The organism is Xenorhabdus mauleonii, from assembly GCF_900113945.1.
In the GTDB taxonomy this organism is placed as follows: domain Bacteria; phylum Pseudomonadota; class Gammaproteobacteria; order Enterobacterales; family Enterobacteriaceae; genus Xenorhabdus; species Xenorhabdus mauleonii.
This window is the reverse complement of the sequence record NZ_FORG01000007.1, coordinates 230,224-241,645: the sequence shown is the minus strand read 5'-3', so window position 1 is coordinate 241,645 and position 11,422 is coordinate 230,224. Positions and strand designations below refer to the sequence as shown.

Annotated in this window: 10 protein-coding genes; 4 read left to right on the top strand and 6 right to left on the bottom strand. The window is 38.9% G+C overall.

Features of this window, described 5'->3' with window-relative positions; all coding sequences use genetic code 11:
* The 3 genes from BM100_RS09780 to BM100_RS09770 form a co-directional block, all read left to right on the top strand.
* A partial coding sequence (locus BM100_RS09780; protein WP_139216947.1) for an IS30 family transposase occupies positions 1-224 on the top strand: 224 nt, incomplete at its 5' end.
* Positions 225-791: 567 nt separating this feature from the next.
* The gene (locus BM100_RS09775) at positions 792-1,754 is read left to right on the top strand and encodes a filamentous hemagglutinin N-terminal domain-containing protein (protein ID WP_092510373.1); all 963 of its coding nucleotides are present in this window, start codon (positions 792-794) and stop codon (positions 1,752-1,754) included.
* A gap of 117 nt (positions 1,755-1,871) precedes the next feature.
* A complete protein-coding gene (locus BM100_RS09770; protein ID WP_169924698.1) occupies positions 1,872-3,578 on the top strand; it encodes a ShlB/FhaC/HecB family hemolysin secretion/activation protein in 1,707 nt (568 codons plus the stop codon).
* Between the two features lie 180 nt (positions 3,579-3,758).
* Here the strand turns inward: BM100_RS09770 and BM100_RS09765 are convergent, their stop codons facing one another.
* From BM100_RS09765 to dnaK, 5 genes are all read right to left on the bottom strand, one after another.
* A complete protein-coding gene (locus BM100_RS09765) occupies positions 3,759-4,574 on the bottom strand; it encodes a hypothetical protein (RefSeq protein WP_139216946.1) in 816 nt (271 codons plus the stop codon).
* Between the two features lie 95 nt (positions 4,575-4,669).
* The gene (locus tag BM100_RS09760) at positions 4,670-5,083 is read right to left on the bottom strand and encodes a hypothetical protein (protein WP_139216945.1); all 414 of its coding nucleotides are present in this window, start codon (positions 5,081-5,083) and stop codon (positions 4,670-4,672) included.
* Positions 5,084-5,091: 8 nt separating this feature from the next.
* Positions 5,092-5,433, bottom strand: a complete 342-nt coding sequence (locus BM100_RS09755; protein ID WP_092510365.1) for a hypothetical protein — start codon at positions 5,431-5,433, stop codon at positions 5,092-5,094.
* 214 nt (positions 5,434-5,647) lie between these two features.
* Entirely contained in the window at positions 5,648-6,784 is a 1,137-nt protein-coding gene (dnaJ, locus tag BM100_RS09750) for a molecular chaperone DnaJ (protein ID WP_092510363.1), read from the bottom strand.
* Between the two features lie 104 nt (positions 6,785-6,888).
* Positions 6,889-8,799 (bottom strand): molecular chaperone DnaK, encoded by a 1,911-nt coding sequence (gene dnaK, locus BM100_RS09745; protein ID WP_092510361.1) that lies wholly within the window; start codon positions 8,797-8,799, stop codon positions 6,889-6,891.
* Between the two features lie 407 nt (positions 8,800-9,206).
* On the opposite strand from dnaK, the gene satP reads away from it, so the two are divergent.
* On the top strand, positions 9,207-9,779 hold the full coding sequence (gene satP / locus BM100_RS09740) for an acetate uptake transporter (RefSeq protein ID WP_092510359.1): 573 nt from the start codon (positions 9,207-9,209) through the stop codon (positions 9,777-9,779).
* A gap of 83 nt (positions 9,780-9,862) precedes the next feature.
* Here satP and BM100_RS09735 read toward each other — a convergent pair whose 3' ends face one another.
* The gene (locus BM100_RS09735) at positions 9,863-11,134 is read right to left on the bottom strand and encodes an MFS transporter (protein WP_092510357.1); all 1,272 of its coding nucleotides are present in this window, start codon (positions 11,132-11,134) and stop codon (positions 9,863-9,865) included.
* Positions 11,135-11,422: the final 288 nt, after the last annotated feature.

Sequence of the window (11,422 nt, the reverse complement as noted above, 5' to 3'; positions counted from 1 at the left end):
CCTATTCTCCTTGGGAAAGAGGAATAAATGAAAATACGAATGGATTAATCAGGGATTATTTCCCAAAAGGAACCGATTTTAATAAAGTATCAGAACTGGAGATTAACCTTGTGGAAAACCGATTGAATAATCGTCCTCGTAAAACGAGAGGTTACAAAACACCTAATGAATTATTTAAAGGAGTGCCCACTCATTTACTTCGTTCATTACGGTGTTGCGCTTAATATGTGAATCCAAGTTTAAATAATAATTGCTTTGTTATTTCATAATTCATAACTATCAGGCGATACTAATTTTATTATGTGAATGTAAGCATATTATTTATTTCTAATGACATATGATTAATAAACTGAAGATCTCGTATTAAAAGCACAAATAATCCTTATATTTCTCTTTTCTTGAAGGATAATATCGGGTTTTTAAGTCTAATAGCCATATAACGTGAAAGAGTTAAATTCATCACTATTTTTGCTACACATCACAAATTAAACTTATGTCTATGCATTTAATAAATTGGGTGTGATAAAACCTAATAAGTTAGCTAAATTAATTTATTAAAAAAAATAAATAAATCTAGAATCGATATAATTTCAAATTAAAATTTATGCAATAAAGGGAGGGAATATGTTTTTTCTAGGTTAATAGCATCAAGATTATTATTTTATTCTGGCTAATTATTTAATGTTGTTATTATTCTCATTGTTTTTTTTAAAATTTATTTTCAGTTATCTATAACTGAAAAATACCCATATGGATAATTAAATGTCATTTAACCAAAAGGTATATAATTCATGAAAAAAATCAAAAAAACTAAACTTTTGTCAAAAACGATATTAGGTTGTTTAATCTCTTTTGCGAGTATATCTTCATCGTTTGCAAACCCAATAATACCCGATGACGGGAATACACAAGTAAACCACATTAACAATGTGCCTGTTGTTAACATCGCTAATCCTGATGAATCTGGACGTTCCTATAACACCTATAAAGAATTTAATGTAGGGTCGCAAGGGGTTGTTCTAAATAACTCGTTAAGTGAAGTAAATTCTCAATTAGCCGGTAATTTAGATAAGAATGCTAATTTAACTAAAGCGGCTCGCATTATTATCAATGATGTTGTTGGGAGCAATCAATCTCAGATTTTAGGGGCATTAGAAGTCGCCGGAGAGAAAGCTAGCGTAATCATATCTAACCAAAACGGTATTATCGCTAACGGTGCCAGATTTACTAATATAGACAGTATCAATCTGCATACGGGAATAAATGCCTTATGGTTTCATGGAACTCGTTATGAGTATGTAACAAAAGGTAAAATAACTATTGGTGAAAATGGCTTGAATGGAGATGGATTAGAGAGAGTTACTCTTAAATCCCGGTTTTTAGACATAAATGGCAAAATTAATGGAAATTATATTTTCATTGATACCGGTGCACATAAAACAGATGATAATAAAGCTCGTCTTGCAATAGATACAAAAGAATTAGGAGGCGTATATGGCAATAGTATTTATATAAAGTCTCGTGAAAGTGGATTTGGTGTTAATTTAGAGAATATAGTAAGCACTAAGAGTTTAAATTTATTTTCTAGCGGCCCGGCAAATCTTTCAGGTCTGATTAAAAGTGGTGATGGAATGAGAATCATGGCTCCAATTATTAATGAAAAAAGTAATTTAAAACTTGAAGCTGGGAGTGGTTCTCCTGACATAATTCTTGAGGAGCCAAATTTGCGTGAACCCGCGTACCCTTGGCAATAGTTTTAAATTTTTTAGAAACCCGCTTGAATTTCAAGTGGGTTTTTCTAGTCTAACTAAAATGTTTTGAATAACTATATTTTCATTCATATTTAAACTAAAAAAATGGACTTACAAGCAATGATTATTAGAAAAAATATAAAATTTTTATTTTATTTAGGCTTGATAATTTCTTCACAAAGTTTAGCATTATCTAATATTAATCCATCTAATAACATTGACCTGATAGATCAAGATATTATTAATCAAAAACAAAAAGAACTGTTAGAAGAATCTCAGAAAAAAGAAGATTTTGGTTCAAATCTTAAAACACCTCAAGCGAAAAGTTCAGTCGTTTTAGAAGATAATTTACCTTGTAAAATAATTAAAAATATTTCCATTGAAAATGCTGAACATTATCCAAAAAGCAAGCAGGACTCATTAATTGCTCAAAATATTTCTAAATGTATGACACTTAAGGACGTTAAATCCCTAATCGATACTATATCTGCCCATTACATGGAAAAGGGTTATATTACTTCCGCCGCTTTTTTAAAACAACAAAATTTGGCTAAGATAGCTAAAGGCAATCTTATTATTTCAGTGATTGAAGGAAAAATTGATAATATAAATGTCGATGGTGAAAATCCAGTGATGTTAGACATGGTTTTTCCAAATATGAAAGGAAAAATCCTTAATTTAAGAGATATAGAACAAGGATTGGATCAATTAAATAGATTACCCTCTTATCAAGTTAAGATAGACATTCAACCTTCTGATAAACCAGGATATTCTGATATTATCTTAAAAAAAGGTTCCTCTAAAATTCCCGCAAGTGTAGATTTATCTTTAGATAATAGCGGCCAAAAAAGGACCGGCGAAACGCAAGCGAGTGTTTTTCTAAGATTAGATAATACGCTTCAATTAGCTGACTCCTTGACGTTTTATCTTAATAAAGATACTGATTTTAGTAATAGATATAAAAGTTGGTATATTGCTTCTGGACTAAGTATACCTTACGGTTATTGGTTATTTAATTATCGATATACAAAAAATGAATCAAACCAATATATTCCTTTAGCGGCCCCTAATTACGGAGAATTACCTTATATGGGTAAGGGGCGCTCTCACTCTATTTTGGCAAATAGAGTTTTATATAGAGACGGAAAACAAAAATTAAGCTTGAATACTGGTTTTACATCCCGTAAAACTAAAAATGTGGCAGGGACTTTCACATTAGATAGTAGTTCAAATTTAAGTACCTTAAATTTAGGCTTCGAGTATAGTACAATTTTACTTGGCGGTTACTTCAGATTCAATCCATCAATGACGAAAGGTTTATCTATATTCGGGGCGACTGAAGATAATAATTTAAAAAACTCGGCTAAAAGTAAATTTCATAAATTTAGTGCCAGCTCGAGTTATTATAAGCCTTTAACTAAAGATATTTACTATTTTACCTCTGCTTATGGGCAATACAGCCAGAAAAACCTTTACTCGAGTGAAAGATTATCGATAGGGGGATTATATTCTGTTAGGGGATTTAAAGATCAGAAAATTACTGGCAATTCCGGATTTTATTGGAGAAATGAACTGAATTGGAAATTAATGACTACGCCAAAATTAGGTGAGCTTTCTTTAAATGGTTCAATAGATACGGGATGGCTTAAAGATGAATACGCTACTAGATTTGCAGATGGGGGAAGTTTAACCGGAGCCTCTTTAGGGTTAAATCTAAATACTTCTATAAGTAACCATTCTATTGCAGTTGGAAAACCTTTAAATTATCCGGGCTCTCTTAAACCGGATGATTGGATTATTTATTGGTCAACTTCGTTTAATTTTTAATGTTTGACTATAATTCCAAAGCGTTAATCTACTATTCCTCTAATTTTTATTTAGATGAATATTAAAATGGCGGCCACGATGGACGTTATTTGCCGTTTTGGGATTATCAATACTAAAGTCGGGTAGTGAGTCTCCAAGCTATCAATGGAAGCTTGGAGACCTTAATTCGCTTAATTCATTTCAGCAATTAGCATATTCAAAATGCGAATGATTAATGGTGGATGTATTATCAGTTTTTATAATGGCCTGATGATTTACCTGCATTGCAGTATTGGACATCATATTAAGTGTATGGCTATACAGAGGATAACAGGGATCGCGGCTTGGCGGATGCTGTGGTTTATATAATGAAGGGGCTGGTGCATTTCCTAAAGATAGGTATTTGCCCTGATCTGCCCAGTTATTCATTGTATTTCGCCAATGAGAATCATAATTTTCTGATAAACAAACAATTTCTGCCCACGGATCGCATACCCATGCGCCATTCGGTAGTTTATCATATGTCTTGTACAGTGGATTTATGTTCTTATTTTGAAATTGATAATCAGAAATGCATGAAGGGGAATAAATCATAACAAAACAGTGATAACTTGATGCTTGGACGGGAGCAAGAATTTCAATGTAAATAGGCTGTATATTTTTGACGTTACTTGTTTGAGAATAATGTCTAAAGTAATGGGATACATTATTTTTTCCTATCTCTGCTAGATACATTAAGGCTGTAATGGATAGCTCAGTGCAATTTCCAACCAAAAAATTATCGTGTTTTTTTTCTTCCATGATACAGTTATATTTATTTCTTGCGTTTCCAAAACGATTTAATTTCTGAGTAAGCTCTGAAAACTTTCTTTCCCTGATTTGACAATTAGTTGTGGAATATCTGTTTCTACGGCTTTCTGGTTGGCATTCAGGGTTATTATAGAAAATATTTGAGGTTTTACCTGAAAAAGTTAAATGAGCGTGTTCTATTGCTTGGTGTAGTATATATCTAATCATTTCTTATGTGCTTTGATTGTGTTAGAGGGATTTATTAAAAAATTTTTACGGTAATAAACAAAAGCCTAATTTCTATGAAACTGATAGAACTATCTTTAGTATCCATCGATTATAATGTTACCATCAGGCTCTAATATTGCGGTGTGTAAAATTTTTTTCTTACTGTTTTCAATAGTATTATATATACAATATCTAACAGGCGAGTAGCTATGTTGGTCGATAATGAAATTTGGTGTAGAAAGGTTTTTAGATAGATGGTTTGAATATATATGATTGTCTTTATTTAAATATAAAAGTTTATTTTCCGTGGCCCATCTATACATGACTTCTTTCCATTTGAAACTATAATTTTCGGCCAGACAAGCTATTTCAGTCCACGGATCGCATATCCACGCCCCGCAGGGAAGCTCTTTCTCATTATATTTTTCATTTATTTCTTTATAATTGATACCATTAATGTGTTCAGGATAATAAAGCATGACAAAGCAATGGTCGTATATATCTGGCATTGTAGCAATTATATGAATATAAATAGGTTTGTTTTTTTAAAACTCCAACAGTTTTTATATAAGTAAATAAGGTCATTAGCTTTATTGTTTGCTAAATACATAAATGCAGCTATAGAAAGTTCAGTGCAGTTTCCTGATAGGTATTTCTGACTCATAAGGTAGCTGAATTTTTCTATAATGGAATCATATGAAGCCAATTCTTCCTGTATTTCAATAAGTTTCCTATTTCTTGTTATTAAAGTTGTGTCAAAACCATCTTCTCTTAGAGGATTTTTATAAGAACCAATGTTTGCTATCATTATCTTATGACGGGCAAATTTAATTGCTTCATTGAGGATGAAATTAACCATTTCTAGCACCTCAAAAATATTTAATTTTAAATTCTGGAAATGTATATTTATTTAATTTTTTAAGAAGCTTCAATCAAAGAATTGGAACAGAGTGATAACATTTAAAATGGCATAAAATCGAAGCGGGTTCAATAAATAAAAAAAATCTCCTGATTATCAATTAATTATAATCAGGAGAGATAATGATTATTTGAAATCTAACTAAGGTATGAGATTACTTAGTCAAATCATCAAAAAATTTCTTCACGCCATCAAGGAATCTTTTGGAGCGTGGACTGTTGGTTTCACCGCTTTTCCCGCCAAATGACTCACCCAATTTACGCATCAGGTCTTTCTGTTCTTCATTCAGTTTGACCGGTGTTTCTACGACAACGCGGCACAGTAAGTCACCTTGTGCGCCACCGCGTACGGATTTAACACCTTTGCCTTTCATGCGGAACAATTTACCTGTTTGGGTTTCAGCAGGAATTTTCAGGCTGACACGGCCATCAAGGGTAGGGACTTCAATTTCGCCACCCAATGCCGCAGTTGCGAAGTTGATTGGCACTTCACAATAAAGGTTGCTGCCATCACGTTCAAAGATATGGTGAGCCTTGACCTGAACCTGTACGAACAAATCACCGGCTGGCGCGCCATGTTCACCCGCTTCACCTTCTCCGGCCAAACGAATGCGATCGCCGGTATCGACGCCTGCCGGAATTTTGACAGACAGCGTCTTGTATTTTTCAACGCGGCCATGCCCACGGCATTTTCCACAAGGTTCTTTGATGATTTTCCCGCGACCGTGGCACTGAGGGCAAGGTTGCTGGACGGTGAAGAACCCTTGACGCATATGTACTTGGCCCGCACCGTGACAGGTTGAGCAAGTTTCAGGGCTGGTACCCGCTTTTGCTCCGCTGCCATGACAGGAATCACAGGTTTCCAATGTCGGAATGCGTATCTCTTTGGTCACACCACGGACAGCTTCTTCCAGCGTTAAATCCATGTTGTAACGCAAGTCTGAACCACGGCTGGCACGCTGTTGACGACGACCGCCACCGAAAATATCTCCGAAAACGTCACCAAAGATATCGCTGAAATCAGCTCCGCCACCGAAACCACCTGCGCCGCCGCCCATACCGCCATGTTCAAAGGCAGCATGACCGTATTGGTCATAAGCGGCGCGTTTTTGAGAATCCGTCAGGATCTCATAGGCTTCTTTAATTTCTTTGAATTTACTTTCTGATTCTTTATCGCCCTGATTACGGTCAGGGTGATATTTCATTGCCAGCCGTTTATAGGCCTTTTTGATCTCTTTTTCATCTGCTGTTTTGGAAACGCCCAAAACTTCGTAATAATCTTTTTTTGCCATTATATTGTTCACCCTTAACACGCACGCACGGGCGTAGAGTTACCTCAACGCCCGTGCCAGTTAACAAGTAACAGGCGCCCTGTTACTTTGCCCGTTAAGGGCTATTATTTTTTATCTTTAACTTCTTCGAATTCAGCGTCTACAACGTCATCGTCTTTTTTCGCGCTGCTTGCACCGGCATCAGTCGCTCCAGCTTGGGCTTGCTGCTGTGCGATTTCCAGAAGTTTCTGGGATGCTTCAACCAGAGCTTGGATCTTCGCTTCGATTTCTGCTTTGTCTTCGCCTTTTGCAACGATTTCCAGTTCAGAAACGGCTTTCTCGATGGCTGCTTTGTCGTCAGCAGTCAGTTTGTCGCCTGCTTCTTCAACTTGCTTGCGAGTACCGTGAACCAGTTGGTCAGCTTGGTTACGAACTTGAACCAGCTCTTCAAACTTACGGTCAGCTTCTGCGTTTGCTTCAGCGTCGCGTACCATCTGTTGGATTTCGTCTTCGTTCAGACCAGAAGATGCCTTGATGGTGATGTTCTGCTCACGACCTGAGTTTTTGTCTTTCGCAGAAACGTGTAGGATACCGTCAGCATCGATGTCGAAAGTAACTTCGATCTGTGGAGTACCGCGCATTGCTGGCTGAATGCCGTCAAGGTTGAACTGGCCCAGAGATTTGTTATCACCGGCACGCTTACGCTCACCTTGCAGTACGTGGATAGTTACCGCGGACTGGTTGTCTTCTGCTGTAGAGAACACTTGGCTATGTTTGGTCGGGATAGTGGTGTTCTTGGTAATCAGGGATGTCATTACGCCACCCATGGTTTCGATACCCAGAGACAGTGGCGTTACGTCCAGCAGCAGAACGTCTTTCACTTCACCTGCCAGTACACCGCCCTGAACCGCAGCACCCATAGCAACTGCTTCGTCTGGGTTCACGTCTTTACGTGGCTCTTTGCCGAAGAAGTCAGCTACTGCTTTCTGCACCATTGGCATACGAGTCTGACCACCAACCAGAATAACGTCCTGAACGTCAGATACAGACAGGCCTGCGTCATTCAGTGCAACTTTCAGTGGTTCGATAGAACGTTTAACCAGATCTTCAACCAGTGATTCCAGTTTCGCACGGGTCACTTTAACGTTCATGTGCTTAGGACCGGTCGCATCTGCAGTAATGTATGGCAGGTTCACGTCAGTCTGTTGTGCAGAAGAAAGTTCGATTTTCGCTTTTTCTGCCGCTTCTTTCAGACGCTGCATTGCCAGTGGGTCGTTACGCAGATCGATGCCTTGTTCTTTTTTGAACTCATCAACCAGATAGTTGATCATGCGGCTGTCGAAGTCTTCACCACCCAGATGGGTGTCACCGTTGGTTGCCAGAACTTCATACGTTTTTTCGCCGTCAACTTCGTCGATTTCGATGATAGAGATATCGAAAGTACCGCCACCCAAGTCATAAACTGCGATGGTACGGTTGCCAACTTCTTTGTCCAGACCGTACGCCAGAGCCGCTGCGGTTGGTTCGTTGATGATACGCTTAACTTCCAGACCCGCGATACGGCCAGCATCTTTAGTTGCTTGGCGTTGCGCATCGTTGAAGTATGCAGGAACGGTGATTACGGCTTCAGTCACTGGCTCACCCAGATAATCTTCAGCTGTTTTCTTCATCTTCTTCAGAACTTCAGCAGAAACCTGAGGTGGCGCCATTTTCTGGCCTTTGACTTCTAACCATGCATCGCCGTTATCCGCTGCCAGGATTTTGTATGGCATGATGGATACGTCACGTTGAACTTCTTCGTCTGGAAAACGACGGCCGATCAAACGTTTGATGGCGAACAGCGTATTCTGCGGGTTAGTAACAGCCTGACGTTTAGCTGGTTGACCAACCAGAGTTTCACCATCCTGAGTATATGCGATGATAGAAGGTGTTGTACGGTCACCCTCGCTGTTTTCAAGCACGCGAGTGGTTGTGCCGTCCATAATTGCTACACAAGAGTTGGTAGTTCCCAAGTCGATACCAATGATTTTACCCATCTAAACGCCTCCACAAAGAATTCATATATTCGGTCAAGTTACTAGCTATATGAGGACAGATAATTTCTTTTCAATGGCACTGTTTGCCAGAAATTCCTCATTCTTTAAGTATCAGCTAATGCCTGAATAACGGTAGTAACTGTAGTTGAGACTTAGATGGGGGCATTCATCTCATCATCAAGGGGGGCAAAGAAAAAAAATTGAGATTTAATAAAATTTTTTTGCCGGGGGCATTGTGTAGTTGGTGCCATCACATTATGATTCGCCGCCTTTTGTGGTGTCTCGGGGTAAAAATGGCCCTGAAATATTTTTAATTATTTTGTGTTATACCCGTTGGATTCAAGCGATAGCCAGCAATGCTGTCATTTGAAAGATGATAGGTATATTTGTCTTTTTCTAGGGGAAGTATGCATTCTAATAAGTTAGCGAACCCAGGTCCGTTGGGGTTGATGGGTTTTGGCATGACAACCATTTTGTTAAATTTGCACAACGCAGGTTTTTTCCCATTGGCGTCAGCTATTTTGAGCATGGGTATTTTTTATGGTGGTTTGGCTCAGGTATTGGCCGGTATCTTTGAGTACAAAAAAGGAAATACATTTGCTGCAACCGCATTTACCTCTTACGGTATGTTTTGGTTGAGCCTGATTGCTGTGCTTTTCCTGCCAAAGATGGGACTGGCTGAAGCAACAAGCCCAGAATTCCTCGGTGTATACCTTGGTTTGTGGGGCGTTTTCACCCTGTTTATGTTCTTTGGTACGTTCAAGGCTAACCGCGTCCTGCAATTTATCTTTGGCAGCCTGACGTTACTGTTCGCCCTGTTGGCGATTGGCAACATGACAGGAAATGCAGACATTTTGGTCTTTGCTGGTTTTGAAGGCGTTATTTGTGGTGCGAGTGCTTTCTATCTGGCAATGGCTGAGGTTCTTAATGAACAATACGGTCGCACTATTTTGCCAATTGGTGAAGTGAAGCAGGCTTAATTGTTTCTGACAGGATGAGTATCGATGCTCATCCTGTCTTTTCATCTATTCAGATATTTTTTTCGTCAGCCTGCCGTTTTTCCTCAAATGTTTCTTCTTTTTAAATAAATTCCCAATAAAACACCGACCACCGATAAGGCAATGATGTAGTAGGCGGGTGCCAGTTGGGTATATTTGGACAGCAAGGTCACAAAGATTGGCGTCAATCCACCAAAAATGGCGTAGGCCACATTATATGAAAATGAAATGCCACTGAACCGTATTTCTGACGGATAGCTGTTAACCATTACAAATGGTGTTGCACCGATGACACCAACCATCAAGCCGGTCAGGGAATAAGCGCTGAATAATTTTATCGGGTCGGGACTGATATTGTGGTAGAAAAACCAAGTTGTGATGCCCAGCAGGATGCAGCCGACAATCAGTACAATACCCGCACCCCATTTATCACATAAATACCCGACCGATATGCAGCCAATCGCCAAAGAAATAATTGCCAGACTATTGGCTTTTAGCGCCAGTGATTGGTCTAGGTGAAATACGGTTTGCATATAGGTTGGAGCCATCAAGATGATGATGATGATCCCGGCAGAAAGTAACCATGTGAGTAACATGGAAATAGAGATGGCGCGCTTGTGATTAAGAACCACGGATTTTAGCGGCAGTCCTTCTGACAATGTTTTGCGTGCCTGCATCTCTTTGAAAATCGGGGTTTCATGCAACCAACGGCGCAGATACATGGCACACAGGCCAAAAATTCCGCCTAAGAAAAAGGGCAGGCGCCAAGCCCAATCATGGACTTCTTGCTTGGTATAAACGGAAGTAATGATGGTTGCGACGAGGGAGCCGAATAAAATGCCCATGGTCAACCCTGCGGTCAGGACACCACAAGCAAACCCAACGCGTTTTTTGGGAACATGTTCAGCCACAAAAACCCATGCACCAGGGACTTCTCCGCCAATGGCTGCACCTTGCAGAATTCGCATCAGCAAAAGCAGTATGGGGGCAGCGATCCCAATGGATTCATAAGTAGGCAGCATCCCGATGAACAGTGTAGGAAAAGCCATCAGCAAGATACTGAGTGAAAACATTTTTTTGCGTCCAATCAGATCACCAAAATGCGCCATGATGATCCCGCCTAAAGGACGGGCTAGGTAGCCAGCAGCAAAAATACCGAAGGTTTGCAGTTGTCTCAGCCATTCTGGGATGTCCGCAGGGAAAAATAATCCTCCAAGCACGACGGCAAAAAAGACAAAGATGATAAAGTCATAAAACTCCAGGGCACCGCCTAAAGCAGCCAAAGACAGAGTTTTATAGTCTTGCTTGTTTAATGAGCGAGTGTGATGTTGTGACATAAGTTACCGATTTATAGTTATAAAATTAGATTTTTATGATTATTTTCAATTACTCTCCTGTACACCGAGTAGATGAAAATAAAACTTATGCTATATTAAAAGGCATTTATTCTGCAATTTTTCAAATGAAATTCTTTCAGGTGAGTTATTTTGAAATCGTCACGGAAGGGTATAATTCTGTTTTTATCAATGGGTTGTTGAGGGAAGAGTCAAAATCCCAACTGTTGATTAACGCAACGATTGGGTAAGAATTACTGAACACTCTTCCACAAAATCAACTGACTTCCA

Coding starts and splice junctions, on each gene's coding strand:
- BM100_RS09735 (WP_092510357.1), bottom strand. CDS start 11,134: ATGTCACAACATCACACTCGCTCATTAAACAAGCAAGACTATAAAACT.
- BM100_RS09770 (WP_169924698.1), top strand. CDS start 1,872: ATGATTATTAGAAAAAATATAAAATTTTTATTTTATTTAGGCTTGATA.
- dnaK (WP_092510361.1), bottom strand. CDS start 8,799: ATGGGTAAAATCATTGGTATCGACTTGGGAACTACCAACTCTTGTGTA.
- satP (WP_092510359.1), top strand. CDS start 9,207: ATGCATTCTAATAAGTTAGCGAACCCAGGTCCGTTGGGGTTGATGGGT.
- BM100_RS09760 (WP_139216945.1), bottom strand. CDS start 5,083: ATGCCAGATATATACGACCATTGCTTTGTCATGCTTTATTATCCTGAA.
- BM100_RS09775 (WP_092510373.1), top strand. CDS start 792: ATGAAAAAAATCAAAAAAACTAAACTTTTGTCAAAAACGATATTAGGT.
- dnaJ (WP_092510363.1), bottom strand. CDS start 6,784: ATGGCAAAAAAAGATTATTACGAAGTTTTGGGCGTTTCCAAAACAGCA.
- BM100_RS09765 (WP_139216946.1), bottom strand. CDS start 4,574: ATGATTAGATATATACTACACCAAGCAATAGAACACGCTCATTTAACT.
- BM100_RS09755 (WP_092510365.1), bottom strand. CDS start 5,433: ATGGTTAATTTCATCCTCAATGAAGCAATTAAATTTGCCCGTCATAAG.